This window comes from Dietzia sp. NPDC055343 (genome assembly GCF_053645265.1).
The window spans coordinates 23,383-43,316 of sequence record NZ_JBSHMJ010000030.1; the positions used below are offsets into that span (position 1 = coordinate 23,383).

The 19,934-nt window shown below is 71.5% G+C and carries 19 protein-coding genes; 14 read left to right on the forward strand and 5 right to left on the reverse strand.

Going from position 1 to position 19,934, the window contains the following annotated elements; all coding sequences use genetic code 11:
* Nucleotides 1-134 precede the first annotated feature (134 nt).
* From ACWIE7_RS13965 to ACWIE7_RS13975, 3 genes are all read right to left on the reverse strand, one after another.
* On the reverse strand, nucleotides 135-1,412 hold the full coding sequence (locus ACWIE7_RS13965) for an RNA polymerase sigma factor (RefSeq protein ID WP_454069551.1): 1,278 nt from the start codon (nucleotides 1,410-1,412) through the stop codon (nucleotides 135-137).
* Complete coding sequence (locus ACWIE7_RS13970; RefSeq protein ID WP_454069553.1) at nucleotides 1,409-1,801, reverse strand: YciI family protein; 393 nt, start codon at nucleotides 1,799-1,801, stop codon at nucleotides 1,409-1,411. The genes ACWIE7_RS13965 and ACWIE7_RS13970 overlap by 4 nt, the downstream gene beginning before the upstream one ends.
* Before the next feature lie 106 nt (nucleotides 1,802-1,907).
* The gene (locus tag ACWIE7_RS13975; protein WP_454069555.1) at nucleotides 1,908-4,091 is read right to left on the reverse strand and encodes a RecQ family ATP-dependent DNA helicase; all 2,184 of its coding nucleotides are present in this window, start codon (nucleotides 4,089-4,091) and stop codon (nucleotides 1,908-1,910) included.
* A gap of 128 nt (nucleotides 4,092-4,219) precedes the next feature.
* On the opposite strand from ACWIE7_RS13975, the gene ACWIE7_RS13980 reads away from it, so the two are divergent.
* The 11 genes from ACWIE7_RS13980 (at nucleotide 4,220) to ACWIE7_RS14030 (ending at nucleotide 15,360) form a co-directional block, all read left to right on the forward strand.
* The gene (locus tag ACWIE7_RS13980) at nucleotides 4,220-4,831 is read left to right on the forward strand and encodes a class I SAM-dependent DNA methyltransferase (RefSeq protein ID WP_454069557.1); all 612 of its coding nucleotides are present in this window, start codon (nucleotides 4,220-4,222) and stop codon (nucleotides 4,829-4,831) included.
* 83 nt (nucleotides 4,832-4,914) lie between these two features.
* A complete protein-coding gene (locus tag ACWIE7_RS13985; protein WP_454069559.1) occupies nucleotides 4,915-6,204 on the forward strand; it encodes a DUF222 domain-containing protein in 1,290 nt (429 codons plus the stop codon).
* A gap of 53 nt (nucleotides 6,205-6,257) precedes the next feature.
* On the forward strand, nucleotides 6,258-7,562 hold the full coding sequence (locus tag ACWIE7_RS13990) for a glutamate-5-semialdehyde dehydrogenase (protein ID WP_454069561.1): 1,305 nt from the start codon (nucleotides 6,258-6,260) through the stop codon (nucleotides 7,560-7,562).
* Between the two features lie 66 nt (nucleotides 7,563-7,628).
* The gene (locus tag ACWIE7_RS13995) at nucleotides 7,629-8,510 is read left to right on the forward strand and encodes an AAA family ATPase (protein ID WP_230929578.1); all 882 of its coding nucleotides are present in this window, start codon (nucleotides 7,629-7,631) and stop codon (nucleotides 8,508-8,510) included.
* Nucleotides 8,511-8,545: 35 nt separating this feature from the next.
* The gene (locus ACWIE7_RS14000) at nucleotides 8,546-9,991 is read left to right on the forward strand and encodes a vWA domain-containing protein (protein ID WP_452099386.1); all 1,446 of its coding nucleotides are present in this window, start codon (nucleotides 8,546-8,548) and stop codon (nucleotides 9,989-9,991) included.
* 60 nt (nucleotides 9,992-10,051) lie between these two features.
* Nucleotides 10,052-10,768, forward strand: a complete 717-nt coding sequence (nadD, locus tag ACWIE7_RS14005; protein ID WP_230929576.1) for a nicotinate-nucleotide adenylyltransferase — start codon at nucleotides 10,052-10,054, stop codon at nucleotides 10,766-10,768.
* Complete coding sequence (rsfS, locus tag ACWIE7_RS14010; RefSeq protein ID WP_454069563.1) at nucleotides 10,765-11,214, forward strand: ribosome silencing factor; 450 nt, start codon at nucleotides 10,765-10,767, stop codon at nucleotides 11,212-11,214. The genes nadD and rsfS overlap by 4 nt, the downstream gene beginning before the upstream one ends.
* A gap of 6 nt (nucleotides 11,215-11,220) precedes the next feature.
* Nucleotides 11,221-11,919 (forward strand): histidine phosphatase family protein, encoded by a 699-nt coding sequence (locus ACWIE7_RS14015; RefSeq protein WP_452099387.1) that lies wholly within the window; start codon nucleotides 11,221-11,223, stop codon nucleotides 11,917-11,919.
* A complete protein-coding gene (locus ACWIE7_RS14020; RefSeq protein WP_452099388.1) occupies nucleotides 11,916-12,746 on the forward strand; it encodes a DegV family protein in 831 nt (276 codons plus the stop codon). Before ACWIE7_RS14015 ends, ACWIE7_RS14020 begins: the two co-directional genes overlap by 4 nt.
* Before the next feature lie 51 nt (nucleotides 12,747-12,797).
* A complete protein-coding gene (locus tag ACWIE7_RS14025) occupies nucleotides 12,798-13,886 on the forward strand; it encodes a helix-hairpin-helix domain-containing protein (protein ID WP_454057137.1) in 1,089 nt (362 codons plus the stop codon).
* Between the two features lie 7 nt (nucleotides 13,887-13,893).
* Nucleotides 13,894-15,360, forward strand: a complete 1,467-nt coding sequence (locus tag ACWIE7_RS14030; protein WP_454069565.1) for a ComEC/Rec2 family competence protein — start codon at nucleotides 13,894-13,896, stop codon at nucleotides 15,358-15,360.
* On the opposite strand, the gene ACWIE7_RS14035 is transcribed toward ACWIE7_RS14030, so the two are convergent.
* Both ACWIE7_RS14035 and ACWIE7_RS14040 read right to left on the reverse strand, forming a co-directional pair.
* Nucleotides 15,347-16,843, reverse strand: a complete 1,497-nt coding sequence (locus tag ACWIE7_RS14035; protein WP_454069573.1) for a RecQ family ATP-dependent DNA helicase — start codon at nucleotides 16,841-16,843, stop codon at nucleotides 15,347-15,349. The two genes, ACWIE7_RS14030 and ACWIE7_RS14035, sit on opposite strands and share 14 nt — an antisense overlap.
* A gap of 12 nt (nucleotides 16,844-16,855) precedes the next feature.
* Nucleotides 16,856-17,002 (reverse strand): hypothetical protein, encoded by a 147-nt coding sequence (locus tag ACWIE7_RS14040; RefSeq protein WP_454069567.1) that lies wholly within the window; start codon nucleotides 17,000-17,002, stop codon nucleotides 16,856-16,858.
* Nucleotides 17,003-17,204: 202 nt separating this feature from the next.
* On the opposite strand from ACWIE7_RS14040, the gene ACWIE7_RS14045 reads away from it, so the two are divergent.
* From ACWIE7_RS14045 to ACWIE7_RS14055, 3 genes are all read left to right on the forward strand, one after another.
* On the forward strand, nucleotides 17,205-18,134 hold the full coding sequence (locus ACWIE7_RS14045) for an SDR family NAD(P)-dependent oxidoreductase (RefSeq protein WP_452099392.1): 930 nt from the start codon (nucleotides 17,205-17,207) through the stop codon (nucleotides 18,132-18,134).
* Between the two features lie 156 nt (nucleotides 18,135-18,290).
* Nucleotides 18,291-19,268 carry a DNA polymerase III subunit delta gene (gene holA, locus ACWIE7_RS14050; protein ID WP_454057133.1) on the forward strand — a complete coding sequence of 326 codons (978 nt, stop codon included), beginning with the start codon at nucleotides 18,291-18,293 and terminating at the stop codon, nucleotides 19,266-19,268.
* A gap of 462 nt (nucleotides 19,269-19,730) precedes the next feature.
* The coding region (locus tag ACWIE7_RS14055; protein ID WP_454069569.1) for a hypothetical protein at nucleotides 19,731-19,934 on the forward strand (204 nt) is incomplete at its 3' end.

The following is a 19,934-nucleotide window of genomic DNA, read 5'->3' on the forward strand; positions in this document are numbered from 1 at the left end:
TGTGATCGAGGCTGTGGCAGCACCCATAACGGCCGGCATGCTCGTGCGCGGTTCGGACATCGGTCGACCGATCGAGTTCGGCGCCGGGGGCGTTCCTGGGACTCCGGTCCGCCGATTCGCGTGGGTCGGCACGGTCACATGGGTGGGGCAGAGGCGTCGCCGCCGGTAGCGGAGGCCAGTCGCGCGCGAATGGCTTCGAGGTGCCGCCGAGCAGTCGGTTCTGTCGTCAGGACGATTGCTCGGGCGTAGGCCTCGACGGCCTGGCCGGGACGACCGACTTCGGCGAGAAGGGCGGCGCGGGCGGCCACGGCGGGCTGGAATCGTTCGGCCCGGTCGCCGATCCGATCGAGGATCGCGAGCCCCGCCTCCGGGCCGTCGCAGCGCGCGGTCGCCACGGCGAGCGCCACCGCGCCTCCTGTGGAGGGCCACGACTCCTGAAGCCCGGAGTGGAGTCGACGGATCGCCTCCCAGTCGGTCGTCCCGGTACGTCGCCGTGCACAGTGAACCGCCTGGATCGCCGCCTGAAGCCGGTATGGGCCGGGTGAGGTCGACGTTCCCGCCGCCCTCAGATGCTCTTCGCCGCGATGGAGGAGCGCGTGGTCCCATGTCGTCGTGTCCTGACGGTCGAGCGGTACGAACTCTCCGCGCTTGTCAATCCGCGACCTCCTCCGCGCGGCGGACAGGCAGAGTAACGCGGCCAGTCCGTGGGATTCGGGGTCGTCAGGGACCAGGTCGGTGAGCAGCTCGGCCAGAAAGAGAGCCTCATCCGCGAGCCCGTCGGGGTGCGTCGTGGCGGAGTGCATCCAATCCACAGAATATGCACCATAGATCGCGTCGCGAATCGCCTCGAGCCTGCCCGGCAACTCATCGACGCCGGGTTGCTCGAACCGGAGGTCCGACGACTTGATCCGCTTCTTGGCCCGTGTCAGTCGTGCCGCCATGGTCGCGGTCGGGACCAGGAGCAAGGCCCCGATCCGTCCGGCACTGAGCCCGAGCACGGTATTGAGCATGAGCGGTGTACGGGCGACTGGATCGATGGCAGGGTGTGCGGCTACTACCAGCAGCGTCATGCGCCTATCGGGAATTTCGAGGGCGGCGTCCTCGACGGTCCCGGTTCGCGCTGTCGGAACTCCTGAAATCCCTCCCCGGTCGCCGGCCAGGCCTGGGGTAGTGACCTCGTCATCGAGGCACGTCGTCCGTGCAGCTCCCCGCCACCCGTCGCGGCGTCGGTTCCGGGCCACAGTGAACAACCACGCCTCGGGATTGGCGGGTACACCGGTCGTCGGCCACTCGCGAAGTGCCTTCTCCACGGCGTCGGAGAACGCGTCCTCGGCCGCGGCGAGGTCTCCGTCCGGGGCCGCGAGGAGGGCGAGCAGCCGTGGGCGGGCGTTCCGGACGAGGTTCGCGATCATTCCGGGGAGCAGGGAATCTGCCAGCCATCTTGGTCCGCGAAGACTGCGACCGGGCGGATCTCGACAACCCCGTAGGAGCCTCCGGGGAACTTCTCCGCCCAGGCTAACGCGGCGTCGTGGCCCGCCACCTCGAGTAGGAAAACCCCGGCCAGCGATTCCTTGACCTCGGCGAATGGGCCGTCCTCGATGACAGTCGAGCCGGTCCGTCGGGTCACGGTGGTCGTCGCGGAAGTCGGCTCGAGCATGTCGGCGGAGATCAGAACACCGGCGTCGGTGAGTGCCGTGACGTAGTCGTTCATGAGCTGCTGCATCTCGGCGATCTGCTCGTCGGTGGGGCGTGGCCCGCTCTCGTCGAGTTCCGGGGCATGGAAAATCAGTGAATATCGCATGGGGGTGATCCTTCCTCGTGATCGGTCGCCTCTCGACCGGCTCGGATGATGACGATCGACTCTGCCCGAAATCGACATCCGGGCCGAGAATTTTCTCCGGATACGGTCAGGTCTCCGCGGCCACAGCAAAGGGCAGGACGTCCGAAGCGCCGGTCTCGCGCAGGTGCCGCGCCGCCTCGGTGACGGTCCAGCCGGTTCCCAAGACGTCCGTGACCAGCAGGACCGGCCCGTCGTCGGCTGTGCCGCCAGCCGCATCGTCGGTGGCCGCCGGCCCGGCGAGCGTGCCCCAGAGCTGGGCCACCCGGTAGGCCGAGTTCTGGGCGGTCACCGGCGGCAGTGCCTCGTCGCGGGTGAGCTCGCCGAGGTAGGTCATCCGCCCCATCTGCGACAGCGCGCGGGCCAGGCTCGACACGAATAGAGGATGCTCGCCGGTGCGGAGGGCGACGACGCCGGTGGGCCGCTCAGCCCAGCCCCACTCGCGCAGCACCGGAACGCAGGCCCGGACGAGCCATTCCGGGGCGTCCTGATCCGCCTCGGCGAGCAGCGCCCGCAGCTTCTGACCGAGCCCGAGATCGGTCAATCGCGCGAGCGCACGGCCCTCGGCGGGCCCGTCAGCGATCTTGCCCTTGAGCGGGATGTCGAGCTTCGCCAGCCCTGTGGGCCACTGGCGTCGCGGTGGGAGCACCACGCCGGGACGTTCGAGCGCCTCCCGTGCCCGGGTCAGCGCGGCCTCCTCGACGGTGGTCTCGCGTCGCTGCCCGGTGCAGTTGTCGCAGCGTCCGCACCCACCGGCGGCCGGGTCGAGCGTGGGATCGTCGAGTTCAGCGCGCAGGTAGTCCATGCGGCAGCCGGCAGTGCGGATGTACTCCAGCATCGCCACCTGCTCGGACCGCCGTGCCTCCGCCAGGCCCGCGTATCGCTCGGCGTCGTACTCCCACGGCTGTCCGGTGGCCACCCAGCCACCGCGTACCCGCCGGACCGCGCCGTCCACGTCGAGAACCTTGAGCACCATCTCCAGGCGTGTCCGGCCCAGGTCCACGGCCGGTTCGAGGGCCTGCGTGGACTGCGGCCGATCCGGCGCGAGCGCGTCGAGCACCCGTCGCACGACGTCCTCGGGCGGGAACGCCAGTGAAGCGAAGTGGTTCCAGATCGCGCGGTCCTCCGGTCCAGGAATGAGCACCACGTCGGCGCGGTCCGCAGCGCGGCCGGCACGGCCGATCTGCTGGTAGTAGGAGATCGGCGACGGCGGCGCGCCCAGATGCACCACGAAGCCCAGGTCCGGTTTGTCGAAGCCCATCCCCAGCGCGGAGGTGGCCACGAGCGCCTTGACCTCGTTGTCCAACAACGCGCGCTCCAATTCTTCGCGTTCGCCCGCATCGGTGCGTCCGGTGTACGCGCTCACCCGGTGTCCGGCGGAGGTGAGGAGCTCGGCCATATCCTGGGCCGCCGCGACGGTCAGGCAGTAGATGATCCCGCTGCCCTGCAGCGTCTCGAGGTTCTCCACCAGCCAGGCGGCCCGCTTCTCCGAGTCGTCGATCGAGACCACAGAGAGGTGCAGCGACTCGCGGTCGAGGCCGCCGCGGAGCACCAGGGTGTCCGGGTGGCCCGCCGAACCCGTGGCCCCCGGCGTGCCCACGCCCAGCTGCTGGGCGACATCCCGCACCACCCGGTCGTTGGCCGTGGCGGTGGTGGCCAGCACGGGCACGCCCTCGGGGAGGTCGGCCAGCAGTGTCCGGATTCGCCGGTAGTCGGGCCGGAAATCGTGACCCCAATCCGACACGCAGTGCGCCTCGTCGACCACCACGAGTCCCGCATCGGCGGCCAGCGCCGGCAGGACGGTGTCCCGGAAGTCCGGGTTGTTGAGCCGCTCGGGGCTCACGAGCAGCACATCCACCTCGCCGGCCCGCACCGACGCCCGGACCTCGTCCCACTCGGTCATGTTGGCCGAGTTGATGGTGGCCGCCCGCACCCCGGCCCGTGCCGCGGACTCGACCTGGTTACGCATCAACGCCAGCAGCGGCGAGACGATCACCGTCGGACCGGAGCCCAGTTCGCGCAGCAGGCGTGCCGCGATGAAATAGACGGCCGACTTGCCCCAGCCGGTGCGCTGCACGACCAGCGCACGACGCCGATCCGCGACCAGCGCCTCGATGGCCGTCCACTGGTCCTCGCGCAGCCTCGCGCCCGGACCGGCGAGGGCGGACAGCAGCTCATCCGCCCGGGATCGCAGGGCCGCGCGGTCGGGGGCGGTGGTGCTGACGGAAGCGGGGGTGGAGATCATGACGCCCATCGTGCCCCAGACCTCCGACAGTGCCGGGCCGGTGTGTGGACGGCGTTGTCGTCGTCGCCCGTGTTGCTCGTCCGGCCGCGCTCACCCACCCGAGCGCGCCGCACCGTTTGCGGGTCCATACTGGCGACATGACACAGACCTGGAAGAACATCGTGGCCGCCAACCCCGATCACTCGCGCAACTACGCGCAGCGTTGGGACGACATGGTCGCCGAGGGCGTGGACATCGACGGTGAGGCGCGGCTCGTCGACGCCATGGCCCCGCGCGGCGCCCGGATCCTCGACGTGGGGTGCGGGCAGGGTCGGATGGGCATCTATCTGCACGCGCGTGGCCACCTGGTCTCGGGGGTGGACCTGGATCCGTACCTCATCGAGAGGGCGCGCGAGGCCTGTCCGGACGCGACGTGGGAGGTCGCCGATCTCGCCGACGACGGCTGGGCGGCCGGACCGTTCGACCTGGCGGTCTCGGCGGGCAATGTGCTGGCGTTCGTCGACCCTGCCGACCGACCCGCGGTGCTGGCCAACCTCGCCGCGCGGATCGCGCCGGCGGGCGAGGGTGCGGCGGGACGGCTCGTCGTGGGGTTCGGCCTGGACCGCGGTTGGACCCGGGAGGAGTTCGATGCCGAGGCCGAGCGCGCGGGCCTGCGGGTGGAGCAGCGGTGGTCGACGTGGGATCTGCGGCCCTTCACCGCCGACAGTGGGTTCATGGTGGCCGTCCTGGTGCGCTCAGCGGCAGCGTAAGCGCAGGTAGGGTAGCTAAGTAGGTTATCTGATCGATATCGCGTGTTCGAACTGACGTTCGGTCGTGGCGGTAGTATGGGGTCATGATCGAGGACCTGGTGGGGGCGACGACGACGAGCGTGTGCGAGCTCTCAACCGTGTGCTGGGCCGAGGTGGACGCCTCCGAGCTCCCCGGGGTGCTGCGGCGACTCGAGGAACTCTCCCGCCGGCTTGATGCCATCAATGCCGCAGGGGCGGCAGAGGCGGCGGCCCGGGCCCAACGCGAAGGGAGGTCGGTCTCGTCAACGGCGACCGGTCTCGGCAAGGAGCTCGGACTGACGGCCGGGCAGTGCAGGTCTCGGATCGAGGCGGGGCGTCGCGAAGGTTCCCCGGCCATGGCCTCGCACCGGCGGGGCCGGATCACCGCGGGGCAGGAACGCGCGATCGGTGAGGCGGTCGCCGAGCTGCCAGAGGGCACCCCGGACGAGGCTCGCCGCGACTTCTCGCGGCACCTCACCGCATTGGCGGAGGCCGGGGCGAGCGTGCGTGCGCTCGCCGCGGCAGCGGCGCGAGAGCTGGCGACAGCCGACCCGGGCCGACTCGACAGGCTCGAAGAGCAGCAGCAGAAGCGCCGCGAACTGCGTGCACACCGGGCCGGCCTCGACGGGCTCGCCACCGTGGGGATCACGTGCGAGCCCCGGCTGCAGGCTCTCCTCGTCGCGGTGATCGCCCGCTTCGGCGCGCCGGGCCAGTGCGTCTCTGCGCCGGATGACCCGGCTGCGGGTGAGGCGGCCGACCCCGACGAGATCGCGCAGGCGGACACGCGCACCAGCGGGCAGCGGGCCTACGACGCGCTGTGTCACGTGCTCTCGCTGGGGCTGGCCGTCGAGCCCGGAGCGACCCGCGGCGTGGCCGCCATCGTCGTCCGGCTGACCCCCGAGCAGCTCGACTCCGTGGAATCCGGCGAGCAGGGCGGGCTGGTCGAGACCGATGGCGGTACCCAGCTCAGCGCGGCGCAGGCGGTCTCCCTCGCCGGCCGCCGTTCCTGGTTCCTGTCGGCGCTGCGTGACGGGCGCGAGGAGCTGCGGCGGATCGACATCGACCGGGGCCGAGACCGGCGGCTGGTCAGCGCGATACAACGGCTCGTTCTCTACGCGGCCCACGGCGGGTGCACTCACCCCGGATGCGAACGGCCCGCGGCCGGCTGTCAGGCGCACAACGTCGTGGAATGGTCCGAGGGCGGCCCCACGACCCTGCCCAACCTGGCGCTGGTGTGTCCGATCCATCACGGGTGGATCGGCGTCGGCCCCGACTCGTGGCGGACGGTGCCTGATCCGGCCCGGCCGGGCCGACCGCTCTGGATCCCGCCCGGCACACCCGCGAGGGCGGCGTGAGCGGTCGAGCGGCGCCCGCTGCCGCGCCATATTCCATAGGTAAGCTGGGGCGCATGACCTCCAGCCATCTCGACGCCCCCGTACGTACCGACCTCGCCGACGCCGGGCAGGCCGCCGCGGACCCGGTGCGCGAGGCCGTGCTCGATGCCGCCCGCCGGGCCCGTGCCGCGTCGCGCGAGCTGGCGCTGCTCACCGCGGACCGGAAGAACGCGCTGTTGCTCGCGTCCGCGGACGCGCTGGTCGCCGCCGAGGCGCGGATCCTGGAGGCCAATGCCCGCGACATCGCCGAGCAGGCCGCGGAAGGTACCGGCGAGGCCATGCTCGACCGGCTCCGCCTGACGCCCGAACGGATCGAGGGCATCGCCGGCGGACTCCGCCAGGTCGCGGGGCTGGCCGACCCGATCGGCGCAGTCATCCGCGGTTCGGTCCGCCCCAACGGGCTGCAGCTGCGGCAGATCCGGGTCCCGCTCGGCGTGGTCGGCATGATCTACGAGGGGCGACCCAACGTCACCGTGGACGCGTTCGGGCTGGCGTTCAAGTCCGGAAACGCCGCACTGCTGCGTGGATCCCGGTCGGCGCGCAACTCCAACGAGGCGCTCGTCGAGGTACTGCGTGGCGTGCTCGCCGAGCACGACCTGCCCGTCGATGCGGCACAGCTGCTGCCGTCGGAGGACCGCTCGTCCGTCACCCACCTCATCCAGGCCCGGGGACTCGTGGATGTGGTGATCCCCCGCGGCGGCGCCGGACTGATCAAGGCCGTGGTGGAGAACGCGAAGGTACCGGCGATCGAGACCGGCACCGGGAACTGCCACCTCTACATCCATGGTGACGCTGATCTCGACGAGGCGATCGAGCTGCTTCTCAACGGCAAGACCCGCCGCTGCAGCGTGTGCAATGCCACGGAGACGGTGCTGCTCGACTCGGCGCTGGGGGAGGCCGCCGTGGATCGCGTCGTGGGGGCGCTACAAGCCGCCGGCGTGGTCGTCCACGGAGACCGCGAGGGCCTGATCCCCGCCGATGACGTGGACTGGGGCGAGGAGTACCTCAGCATGGACATCGCGCTGAAGGTCGTCGCCGGGGTCGAGGAGGCCATCGAGCACATCGCGCGCTGGTCCTCGGGGCACACCGAGGCCGTCGCCACCCGCAGCATCGACGTGGCCGAGGACTTCTGCGCCCGGGTCGACGCCGCCGCCGTGATGGTCAACGCCTCCACCGCCTGGACCGACGGCGAGATGTTCGGCTTCGGCGCCGAGATCGGCATCTCCACCCAGAAACTGCACGCCCGCGGACCCATGGGACTCGAGGAGCTCACGAGCACCAAGTGGATCGCCCACGGCAAGGGGCACGTGCGCCCGTAGCGAGCGCACCGCCCGGGCCGACAGCCGGCCCGCCATCGACGACCCCCGACCGGAAGGATCCACCATATGGACCGCGCCCGTACCGCCCAGCGACCGGCGTTCCAGAGCATCGACCACGTGATCGAGGCGCTGGGACAGCAGGGCTACCTCGCCGACCGTTCCACCGCGACGGTCGTCTACCTGGCCGACCGGCTGGGCAAGCCGCTGCTGATCGAGGGGCCGGCGGGCGTCGGCAAGACCGAGCTGGCCAAGGCCGTCGCCGCGGCCACCGAGGCCGAACTCATCCGCCTGCAGTGCTACGAGGGTGTCGACGAGGCCCGCGCGCTGTACGAGTGGAACCACGCCAAGCAGATCCTGCGGATCCAGGCAGGGCAGGGCGAGGGTTGGGACTCCACCCGCGACGACGTGTTCTCCGAGGAGTTCCTGCTCTCGCGACCGCTGCTCACCGCCATCCGGCGCAGCGAGCCCACCGTGCTGCTCGTCGACGAGGTGGACAAGGCCGACATCGAGATCGAGGGCCTGCTTCTCGAGGTGCTCAGCGACTTCGCCGTGACGATCCCCGAACTGGGGACCATCGAGGCGACCCGGCGCCCGTTCGCCGTGCTGACCTCGAACGCGGCCCGCGAGCTGTCCGAGGCGCTCAAGCGGCGCTGCCTCTACCTGCATCTCGACTTCCCGACGCCCGAGCTCGAGCGCAAGATCCTCGCCTCCCGCGTCCCCGAGTTGGACGACCGGCTGGCCGAGCAGCTCGTCCGTGTGGTGGGCGTGCTGCGAGCCATGGCGCTCAAGAAGGTGCCGAGCGTGTCCGAGACCATCGACTGGGGACGCACCCTCGTGGCGTTGGGTCTGGACACCATCGACGACGAGGTGGTCCTGCAGACCCTCGGCGTGGTCCTCAAGCATCAGTCCGACCAGCTGCGGGCGGCCGCCGAGCTGCGGCTCAACTAGTCCGGGCACGACACGCCGATCGGGAGGTGGGCACCATGAGCGAGGCGTCGAGCATCCAGAAGTCACCGGGTGGGATGTCCGGGCACCTCGTCGACTTCGTCGACGCGCTGCGACGCAAGGGGATCCCCGTCGGCCCGAGTGAGGCAGTGGACGCGGCGTCGGCGATGGTGCACATCGACCTGCTCGACCGTGCCGCCCTGCGTGAGGCGCTCGCGTCGACGATCCTGCACAAGCCGACCCACCGCGGCGTGTTCGACCAGCTCTTCGACCTGTGGTTCCCCGCCGCGATCGGTGGCAGGTCCCCGGGGGACGCGGTGACGCTGGAGGTGGAGATCCCGACCGATGAGGACGGCCGGGTCGACCCAGAGGCGCTCAACGAGCTCATCGCCTCACTGCTGCTCGAGGACACCGACGAGTCCCGAGCGAAGGCCCGGGCACTGGCCGAGCTCCTCGTGGAGCAGCTCGGTTCCTACGATTCGGCGGGCGGCCAACGCTTCTCCGCGTACCAGGCGCTCAGCCCGCTCGACACCAGCGCGATCATGCAGAAGGTCCTCGACGGACTTCTCGGCGCGGACCCCTTCGACCCGGACGGGGCCAAGCGACACGCCGAGAAGTCCGCCGCCGCCAACTCCGCTGCGGACATGGTGCGCGGCTTCCTCCGCGAGGTCGCCGACGAGACCCGCCGCCGTACAGCGGAGACGGTGGGTCGCGACCGGGTTGCCCAGTACGCGGTCGGGCAGGCCGCCGAGCAGGTCGATTTCCTTCGGGCGAACGATCAGGACCTCCAGGTGCTGCGACGCAAGGTCGGACCGCTGGCGCGGCAGCTCGGTAGCCGGCTCGCCGCCCGGCGCCGCCGCCACCGGCACGGGGCGATCGACATGCGCAAGACCATGCGCAGATCGATGTCCACCGGGGGCGTTCCCGTCGAACTGGTGCTGCGCAAACCCCGGCCGGCCCGCCCCGAGCTCGTGGTGCTGTGTGATGTCTCCGGCTCGGTGGCCGGCTTCAGCCACTTCACCCTGCAGCTGGTGCACTCGCTGCGGGAGCAGTTCTCGCGCGTGCGGGTGTTCGCCTTCGTCGATACCACCGACGAGGTCACGTCGTTCTTCGAGACCGGATCCGACCTGGGGTCGGCGATGGCCCGCATGGTCCGCGAGGCCGAGATCGTCACCTACGACGGACACTCCGACTACGGGCATGCGCTGTCCGGCTTCGCCGACCGCTACGCCCACACCCTCACCAGAACCGGCTCGCTGCTGATCCTGGGGGACGGGCGGAACAACTACCGGGACCCGTCCGTGACATCGCTCGAGTTCGTCAGTGAGCGCGTCGGGCACACCCACTGGCTCAACCCGGAACCGAAGCGCCAATGGGGGACGGGCGACTCGGCGGCCAGGCTCTACTCCCAGTACGTACCGATGCACGAGTGCCGCAACGTGGAACAGCTCACGGCGGTCGTCGCGGGCCTGTTGCCGGTGTGACGGGTGAAGGCGGTGCGGGTGGCGACCGGGTGTGAGACCCGCCCGATAGACTCGACCACCATGACCACGACCGGGGCCGCCTCAGGCGCACGTCGCCGCATCGGAGTGATGGGCGGGACGTTCGATCCGATCCACCACGGGCACCTCGTGGCGGCCAGCGAGGTGGCCCACCGTTTCGATCTCGACGACGTGGTGTTCGTGCCCACCGGCGAGCCGTGGCAGAAGGACACCCGGCGGGTCTCGCCGGCAGAGGACCGCTATCTGATGACGGTCATCGCCACCGCCTCCAATCCGCGTTTCTCGGTCAGTCGCGTCGATATCGAGCGTGACGGGCCCACCTACACACTCGACACGCTCAAGGACCTGCTGCGCCAGCAGCCGGACATCGACCTGTACTTCATCACCGGCGCCGACGCGCTGGAGAAGATCCTCACGTGGCACGGATGGGAGGAGATGTTCGGACTGGCGAGCTTCGTCGGCGTGTCCCGCCCCGGATTCGAACTGTCCGACACGCATCTCGCCCAGATCGACGACGGCCGGGTCCACCTGCTGGAGATCCCGGCACTGGCGATCTCCTCGACCGAATGCCGCCGCCGCGCGGCCGCCGGTGCGCCCGTCTGGTACCTCGTTCCGGACGGGGTCGTGCAGTACATCGCCAAACGCAACCTGTATCGGCCGGAGGGCTCGACCCGCCTCGACGGCACCCCCGCAGTGACGGCCCCGGTACACCGGGAGCCCGTCCCCATCGACCCCCACCATGAGGAGATCCCCCAGTGACCGCAAGCCCCGAGGCCTTGGACATGGCCGCCATCGCGGCCCGTGCCGCAGACGACAAGCTGGCGACCGACATCGTCGTCCTCGACGTCTCCGGCCAACTCGTCATCACCGACGCCTTCGTCCTGGCGTCCGCGGAGACCGAACGTCAGGTCAACGCGGTCGTCGAGGAGATCGAGGACAAGCTCCGCGAGGCCGGCCACAAGCCGCTGCGTCGTGAGGGCACCCGCGAGGGGCGGTGGGCACTGCTGGACTACAACGAGCTGGTGGTGCACGTCCAGCACGTCGACGAGCGCGACTACTACTCGCTGGACCGCCTGTGGAAGGACTGCCCCATCGTGGAGATCGAGGGCGTGCAGACCAGCACCCGCCCGGCCGGCGCCGGCTCGTCCGGTGCCGCCGAGGACGCGCTGGCACCGGAGGAGCCGCGGCGAGATCAGGAGCTCTGACCCGCGGTGACTCGTCGTCTCATTCTCCTGCGGCACGGACAGACGCATTACAACGCGTCGTTCCGCATGCAGGGCCAGCTGGACACCGAACTCAGCGAACTGGGTGTCCGGCAGGCGCACGCGGTCGGCCGGGTTCTCGCCCCGCGCCGCCCGTGGACCATCCTCTCCTCGGACCTGCGACGCGCCCGCGACACCGCGGCGGCGCTGGCCACCGAGGTGGGACTGGACGTGCACACCGACCCGCGGCTGCGCGAGACGAACCTGGGGACGTGGCAGGGAATGAGTCATTCCGAGGTCGACGAGCAGTGGCCTGATGCGCGACTGCGGTGGCGCAGCAGCCCGCGGTGGTCGCCACCTGAGGGAGAGAGCCGGATCGACGTCGCGCGTCGGACCCGCGCGGTCGTCGACGAGATGGTCCAACAGCAGCCGGAGTGGAGCGAGCGCCCCGCGGTGATCGTCGCCCACGGCGGTGCCATCGCGGCGATGACCGCCGCGCTGCTGGAGCTTCCGGTGGAGCAGTACCCGATGTTCAACGGACTGGGCAACACCTGCTGGGTGCAACTCTCCGCGCACCGTCGACCCGAGGAATCCGACGGACCGTCCGCCGACCTCGACGTTCCCCCCGGAACCGACACGGCCCGCGGCCTGCTGTGGCGACTGGACCAGTGGAATGCGGGCGTCACCCCACCGGTGGGTGCCCCGTGACCATCCGTCTCGTCACCGACTCCGCCTCCGACCTGCCCGAGAGCTGGGTGCGCGCGTTCGACATCACCGTCGTACCCCTGCACGTCGTCGAGGAGGAGGAGCGCGCCGTGTCCACGGCGGCGGTGAGCCCCGACGAGCTGGCCACCATCTACGAGCGGCTGCTGGCCGACCCGGAGTGCACAGGGGTGGTCTCGGTGCACCTGTCCCGGGAGCTGTCGCGCACGTGGGAGTCCGCGGTCGACGCGGCCACCAGGTTCGGCGGCCGCGTCCTGGTGTCGGACTCCCGGTGCGCCGGCATGGCGTTCGGTGCGGCTGTGGCCCAGTGCGCGTGGGCTGCCCGGAACGGGCTCGGACTGTCCGGCGTATACGAGCTCGCCGAGCGCCTCAGCCGGGGCGCGTCGACCTTCGCAGCGTTGGAGTCACTCGAACATCTGCGCCGGGGCGGCCGGATCAGCGCGGTCGCCGCGATCTTCGGTAGTGCACTGGCGATGCGCCCGGTGATCGTGCTGCGCAAGGGCTCGGTCGACCTCGCGGCCAAGGCCCGGACCACCTCCAAGGCGCATCAGCGGCTTCGGACGCTTCTGCGTGACGAGGTCGACCGCGGTGACGTCCTGGTGGTGGTCCATCACCACCAGGCCGGGGATCGGGCCGAGGAGATGGCCACCGAGATCCGCAAGGAGACCCAGTTCCCGGAGCGCGTGTTGATCGTCGAGTTTGACGAGGTGCTGGCCTGGCATCTCGGGCCCGGAACAGTGGGAGTGTCCGTCACGGACCTCGAGGACCCGGAATTCCCCATCCCCTCGCCCTCTCCACAGGCCACCGACTGATCGCCCCGCCACGGCCGGAAGCGCGGCCCACCCCGGTCTAGCGTCGGCGCCATGCGATCCGACAACCGGGCACGGCCCGCCACCCCGGTCGATTCCGTCGCCCCCGCCGACGCGGGACGGGACCCGACGAGAGCGGCGGCCCTGCAGCGCCTGGCCGGCGCCCTGCAGCCGGCCGCGGATACGGTTGCCGCGTCGGACGCGAGGCCGATGCCGGATCACGTCGCGAGCCCTGCGCCGACCGAGCAGTTCCCCGCTGTCGCCCCGCCGCCCGATCTGTCGGCCGCGACCCCTCTCGCACCGTGGGCGACGCCCGGGCCCGACGGTGATCGCCCCGAGCGAGTCCCGCCCGCCGAACCGGACCTGTCCTCGTGGGCGGACCCGCCGTGGTGGCGCCGCATCCGCTGGGCGCCCGACCGCCTGGCCGGAATCGCACTGGTGGTGCTCGTGGTGGGACTCGGGGCGTTCTCGGTCCACCGTCTGCTGTCCACCGTGCCCGAGGCCGCTCCGGTGCCGCAGCTCCCACTGGCGACACCGGGCGTCACGGTCGGTGCCGACGACACGGCATCGCCGACCGAGCCGGGAGCATCCTCCGCGCCGGGGAGCGGAACGTCGTCCACGGTGCCCGCCGCACCGGAGGCAGGAGACGGCATCGTCGTCGTCGCGGTGGTCGGAATGGTCGGACGCAGTGGACTGGTCACCCTCCCGGCGGGGTCGCGCGTCGCCGACGCGCTGGACCACGCCGGCGGGGTGTTGGACGGCGGTGACAGAGACGGTCTCAACCTGGCGCGGAAGGTCGTCGACGGCGAGCAGATCCTCGTCGGCGTGGCACCCGGGCCGGACGGGCCGCGGGGCCCGCGAAGCGACATCGTGGGCCCGGGCTCCGAGACCCCGCAGGCGGGAGGGGCGCCGCCGGCCGGAGAGGCGGGCGGTCAGGCATCGGGTGCCCCGGGGCCGGTCAACCTCAACACCGCCGACGCCGCCGCACTCGACGAGCTTCCGGGAGTCGGGCCGGTGACGGCGTCCGCGATCCTGTCCTGGCGCACCGCGAATGGGTCGTTCGCGAGCGTCGACCAGTTGGCGGAGGTGGACGGCATAGGCCCGGCCACGTTGGCCAAGCTCCGACCGCTCGTGACGGTCTGACCGCGACGTGGGGGCGACGGATCCGCCCGCACCCGGCGGCGCGGCCCGGCCGGGCGGGGAAGGCGAAGCGGGGCCGCGGGTCCCGGCGATCCGAGACCTGCGGCTCGTATCGCCGACGCTGGCGGTCTTCGTCGTCACCGCTGCGACGGTCGGCGTCCGGCCGTCGATGGCGCTCGCGGTGGCGGTGGTGCTGCTGGTCGGCGCGGTGGTGGCGGCGGTGTGGTCGGTGGCCGGAGGAGTCGAGCGCGGCCCGGACCATCCTGCGCTGGGGGTGCTGACGGTCGTCTGCGCTGTGGGGGCGGTCGCGGCCGGGGTGCAGGCGGCCCGGGCACACGCGTTGGCGGCCCACCCGTTGCCGGCGGCGGTGGGGGAACGGACCGGGATCGAGGCCGAGGTGACCGGGTTCGACCGGCCGGTGCGTTCCGGGGGCGTGATGGTGCCGGTGCGGGTCGAGGTGACGGGGTCGGGCCGGTCGGCGAGGCAGGCCGATCTCGACGTGGTGCTGCTCGCCCGCGAGGGCTGGCGCGGGCTGCCGCCCGGCACCCGGGTGCGGGTCTCGGTGGCGGTGCTCGAGCCACTGTCGTCGGGCGATCCACCGGCGCTGCGGGCCCTGACCCCGCCGACGGTGATCGGGCAGCCGGGCGCGGCGGGGCGGATCCCGGCGGCGGTGCGCCAACGGATGCGGCAGGTGTCTGCGCGAGCCCTGGAGGGCGAGTCGGTCGGCCTGTTGCCCTCGTTCGTCCTGGGCGACGAGGGCGGCGTGTCCACCGAGACGAGGGACGACTTCCGCGCGGCCGGGCTGTCCCACCTGGCGGCGGTGTCCGGGGCCAACACGACCTACGTCGTGGGGGCGGTGCTGCTCGTGGCCGCGGGAGTCGGGGTGGGTCGGCGTGGTCGCATCGTGGCCGCCGGGTTGGCGCTGGCGGCATTCGTGGCGGTGGTCGGGCCGGAGCCCGCGGTGCTGCGCGCGGCCGGGACCGGGGCGATCGGCCTGGCTGCCCTGGCCGCCCACCGCTCCGGCCGGCCGCTCGCGGCGTTGGCGGCGATCGTGCTGCTGGTGGCGATGCTCGACCCCGTGACCGCCACCGGCGCGGGGTTCGTGCTGTCGGTGGCGGCCACCGCGGCGCTCGTGCTCGCGGCGCGCCCGGTGGCGGAGCGGATCCGCCGGACGTGGATGCCGGGTCGGGTCGCGGATGTGCTGGCGGTGTGCGTCGTGGCGCACGTGGCGACCTTGCCGGTGCTCGCCGCGTCCGGTCTGGAGACCGGCCCGTGGGCGCTGCCGGCGAACATCGCCGTGGCGCCGGCGGTGCCGATGGTGACGGTGTTGGGAACCCTGGCGGCCGCGGTGGGGCCGGTGTGGGAGGACGGTGCGGTGCTGCTCGCGGCGGCGTGCGCACCGGCCCTGTGGTGGCTCGACACGGTCGCCGGCGTCGCGGCGGGGCTGCCGGGCTCGCCGACGGTCACGCCCGGGTGAGCAGATCCTGCTCGCGGACCCGGTCCAGTGACAGCGTGCGGTAGCCCTGCTCGGCGAAGAACACGGTGAGCCGGTCGTCGTCGACGCTCATGACGATTCCGGAACCCCACTCTCGGTGGACCACCGCGGACTGCAGGGGGAAGTCGTCCGCGTCGTGGGTGATGTCGACGGCTGTGCCGGCGTCGCAGGTGTCGCAGTTCCCGCACGGTTCGGCGAGTTCCTCGCCGAAGTAGCCGAGCAGGAACTGGCGTCGACACCCGTCGGTCTCGGCGTAGCCGCGCATCATCTCGATCCGTGAGCGCTCGATGCGCTCGAGCGTGTCCGACGTCTCCTCCGCCCGGCGCACCGCGACCCCGGTCTTCACGTCCTCCGCGAACGCCACCCCCCGGCGACCGGAGGTCAGCACGCCCGCCGCCTCCAGGAGGTTGACCGCGCCCGTGACACGCTTCGCACCGACGTCGAGGGCCTTCTTCAGATGGGTCAGCCGCACCGGGCCATCGGCGCGGCGCAGGTGGGCCAAAACCGACCTGATGACCTCCTCGTCCGCGTTGTGCGAGGAGAAGAAGCTGCGCAGGCCCAGGTCCTCGCTGCGGTAGTGCAGCTCGATCGTGGCCGGATCCCGGTCCCGGCCGGCCCGCCCCACCTCCTGGTAGTAGGTGTCGAGTGAGTCGGGGATGTCCGCGTGCAGGACGAACCGCACGTCCTCCTTGTCGATCCCCATGCCGAACGCACTGGTCGCCACCACCACCTCGAGCCCACCGTCCACGAAGTCGCCCAGCGTCTCCTCGCGCACCGCCGCCTTCTGCCCGGCGTGGTAGGCGCGGACGCTCAGCGGCCGGCCCGCCTCGGTCGAGAGTGCGGCGATCTGCTCGGCGTACTCCTCGGTGGACCGGCGCGTCGCGGCGTAGACCAGGCCGGGGCCGGCCAACTCGACTGCCCGCTCCACGACCGCGTCCTGTTTGTCGTCGTCTTCGACATGACGCCGCACCGCCAGGTGGAGCTCGGACCGGTCGAACCCGCCGGCCAGCACCAGGGCGTCGGGTATGGCGAGCCTGTCGACGATCTCCTCGCGCACCGGCGTCGACGCGGTCGCCGTGAGGGCGATGACGGTCGGCGACCCCATACGGTGCCGCGCGGCGCCCAGCCGCAGGTAGTCAGGCCGGAAATCGTGTCCCCAGGCGGAGACGCAGTGGGCCTCGTCGACCGCGAGAAAACTCGGCCCGGCCTCACGGACCCGGTCGAGGACCTCCCGTTTGGCCAGCTGTTCGGGGGTGAGGAAGAGGAAGTCGACGCGACCGGCCACGACCTCGTCCCACGCATCAGCCTGCTGGCGGGCCCCGAGCGAGGAGTTGATCGCCATCGACCGGGTGGGCGCGCGGTCCGCGAGCGAGTTCAGGCCTTCGCACTGGTCGGTCTGCAACGCGATGAGAGGCGAGACCACCACACAGGACCCCTCTGCCATCATCCCGGCGAGTTGATAGATCGCCGATTTCCCCTACCCGGTGGGCAAGACCGCCAGCACGTCCCGGCCGGCGATCGCCGCCTCGATCGCCCCGGCCTGCGGCGGGCGCAACCCGTCCCACCCGAAGACGCGGCGTGCCATCTCACCGGGATCGGTGGCCTCGCCCTGGGTCGTCGTCACGTGTCTGTCCTCTCGGTTCGCGGCCGGGCGACCCGCAGTGGGATGGTCCCGGACCGCCGAGCGTAGGCGCACAGCCCCGGGGCTCCCACCGCGCACACCCCGGCCGCTCGGGGTGTGGGCGTACCGGATGCACGGTCGACGTCCGCGGTGGACCATGATGCGCACATCCGGGCCCGCGGGGGTCCGACAGGGAGGGGGCGTCGTGGGCACTCGGGGAAGCCTGGCGGGACGGACCATCGTCATCACGGGCGCATCGAGCGGATTCGGCCGCGGCGCGTCACTGGCGCTCGGTGCGCGGGGCGCCCACGTCGTCGTCGCCGCCCGACGTTCCGCGTTGCTCGACGAGGTGGTCGCGCAGATCACCGAGGTCGGCGGTAGCGCACTGGCCGTGCCCACGGACGTCAGCGATGCGGACGCCGTCGAGCGGCTCGCCGTGCGCGCCGAGGAACTCACCGGCCACATCGACGTGTGGATCAACAACGCCGGCGTCGGCGTCATGGGCCTGTTCTGGGAGGTTCCGCTCGCCGACCACACCCGGCTCGTCGACGTGACCTTCAAGGGCATGCTGTCCGGGTCGCACGTGGCCCTGCGCCGCTTCTGTGCGCGTGGCGAGGGGGTGCTCATCAACGTCGGGTCGGTCGCCGGGGAGGTGCCGCTGGCCTATCAGGCCAGCTACGCCGCCGTGAAGGCGGGGATCTCCAGCCTGGGCCGTTCGCTCAACGAGGAGTTGCGGTTGGCCGGGCTGGGTGAGTCGATCAAGGTCAGCACGATCCTGCCGTGGGCCGCCGACACGCCGTGGTGGGAGCACGTCGGCAACTACACCGGACACGCGCCACGGTTGGCCGCGTTGGACGACCCCGACATCGTGGTGGAGGCGATCGTCGACGCCTGCACCGACCCGCAGCAGGAGCGGCCGGTCGGCCCCAAAGCGCGCTCAGCGAAGGCCTCGCACCGGCTGTTCCGCGAACTGACCGAGAGGTTCTCCGGCACGCTCTCCGAGTCAGAGATCGAGAAGGGCTCCGCGGTTCCGGACACCTCCGGAGCCCTCCACGAGCCGGTCGCCGGGGGCACCACCCTCCACGGTGACACCCGCGAGCGGATGGTGATGGAGGACGCCGAGCGCCGGCCGTGAGGTGCCGGCTCGCGTGCGACGGGGCCGCGGGCCTGTCGGTGCGACGTGGCACGATGTCGGGGACGACCACGGCACTGGTGATGTCGGGGACGACGACGGCACTGGTGACGTCGGCGACGACGACAACGATCACGACGACGACGAGGAGTTCTCCCCATGGCGGCAGGCCCCGCACCGGCTCCACTTCATCTCGTGCTCGGCGAGGATGAGTTCCTCACCGAGCGCGCCACGATGGGGGTCGTCTCGGTGGTCCGGGCAGCTACACCTGCGGGGGAGGACCCGCCCGTGGTCTCCCGGCTCGGTGGCCCGGAGGTCACGGCGGCCCAGTTGTTCGAACTGCTCTCCCCGTCGCTGTTCGGTGAGGCCCGGATCGTGGTGATCACCGGGGCCGCGGAGCTGGGTAAGGACGCCGTCGCCGCGGTGCTGGACGCGGCCCGGGACCTGCCGGCGGAGACAGTGCTGATCGTGCAGCACACCGGTGGGGGCAGGGCCAAGACCCTGGCGGCGGACCTGCGCAAGGCCGGTGCCGAGGAACACGCGGCGGGCAAGATCACCCGGCACACCGAGGTGATGGGTTTCGTCCGGTCGGAGTTCCGCGGATTGAATGTGCGCGTGGCCCCGGAGGCGTGTGAGGCGCTCGTCGAGGCGGTCGGCACGGACCTGCGCTCGCTCGCCTCCGCATGTGACCAGTTGGTGGCCGACACCGGCGGCAAGGTGGACGTCGAGGCCGTTCGCCGGTACCACTCCGGCGTAGTAGGGGTCAGCGGCTTCACCGTGGCCGAGCGGGCCGTGGTCGGCGACGTGGCGGGGGCCATCGAAGCACTGGAGTGGGCGATGCACACCGGGGTCCCGCACGTCGTGCTGGCCGACGCGCTGGCCGATGCGGTGAACTCCATCGCTCTGGTCGGCACCCAGCGGGGGGTCGCCCCAGGGGATCTCGCGCGGCAGGGACTGCCCCCGTGGAAGGTCAAGAAGGTCCAGGCGCAGACCCGGTTCTGGTCCATCGACACCCTGGGCACCGCACTGCAGGTGGTCTCGCGGCTCAACGGCGAGGTCAAGGGCATGGCCGAGGACACCTCGTACGCCCTGGAACGGGCGGTGCGTCAGGTCGGCACGCTGGCCGGCTCCGCCTGACGGCCCGGGTATGTCGTCCGGCCGGCTGCCAGCACGCGGGCCGGCGGCTCACTCCGGCGCCCGGCACACGGACCGGCGACGTCATAAACGCCCCCATTCGCCGTGCGGGGGATGAATAATGGTCTCCTGCCCGGCACGCGCCGTCGCCCGACCGATGCAGCCGCACACCGCCGGTGCGAGTGCGCACGTCGGTACCCGGCGGGTGCCTGAACCGGGAGGCTGCAATGGACGTACCCATCGCGAAACCGGAACCCCCGGGGGAGTGCTGCCGGGTACTGGCCGGAGAATTGGTGGATCGATGGCCCGGTCTTCTCGACCCGGGCACGCGGTTCTCTCATCACCACCCACAAGCCGGGGGCCGAACCTGGCCGGATGCCGGCCGACGCGTGGGTGCGCGCAGCTCTCACCGTACTTCTCTGGGCCGGCGCCGGTTATCTGGTCCTTCCTCGCATTCTGCCCGGGGTGACCACTCCACTGACGGTGGCGATGAGCGGGAGCTGGTGGTTCTGGGCTGTGCTCGCGATCTTCTTTCTGTCCGTCGCCGCCTTTGGGGGCACGTTCGGGCTGTATACACGGCTGCTCGATCGTTATGGGCAGGCATTCGCGTCGACGATCACCGCGGGCGCGGCGATCGCCCTCGGGGTGGGTATCGCCGCGGAAGTTCAC

Bases quoted from the DNA above. Each gene is read 5' to 3' on its own strand.
- ACWIE7_RS14000 (WP_452099386.1), top strand. From the start codon at position 8,546: ATGAGCGAGGCGTCGAGCATCCAGAAGTCACCGGGTGGGATGTCCGGG.
- ACWIE7_RS14025 (WP_454057137.1), top strand. From the start codon at position 12,798: ATGCGATCCGACAACCGGGCACGGCCCGCCACCCCGGTCGATTCCGTC.
- ACWIE7_RS13975 (WP_454069555.1), bottom strand. From the start codon at position 4,091: ATGGGCGTCATGATCTCCACCCCCGCTTCCGTCAGCACCACCGCCCCC.
- ACWIE7_RS13980 (WP_454069557.1), top strand. From the start codon at position 4,220: ATGACACAGACCTGGAAGAACATCGTGGCCGCCAACCCCGATCACTCG.
- ACWIE7_RS13985 (WP_454069559.1), top strand. From the start codon at position 4,915: ATGATCGAGGACCTGGTGGGGGCGACGACGACGAGCGTGTGCGAGCTC.
- holA (WP_454057133.1), top strand. From the start codon at position 18,291: ATGGCGGCAGGCCCCGCACCGGCTCCACTTCATCTCGTGCTCGGCGAG.
- ACWIE7_RS13995 (WP_230929578.1), top strand. From the start codon at position 7,629: ATGGACCGCGCCCGTACCGCCCAGCGACCGGCGTTCCAGAGCATCGAC.
- ACWIE7_RS13965 (WP_454069551.1), bottom strand. From the start codon at position 1,412: ATGATCGCGAACCTCGTCCGGAACGCCCGCCCACGGCTGCTCGCCCTC.
- ACWIE7_RS13990 (WP_454069561.1), top strand. From the start codon at position 6,258: ATGACCTCCAGCCATCTCGACGCCCCCGTACGTACCGACCTCGCCGAC.
- nadD (WP_230929576.1), top strand. From the start codon at position 10,052: ATGACCACGACCGGGGCCGCCTCAGGCGCACGTCGCCGCATCGGAGTG.
- ACWIE7_RS13970 (WP_454069553.1), bottom strand. From the start codon at position 1,801: ATGCGATATTCACTGATTTTCCATGCCCCGGAACTCGACGAGAGCGGG.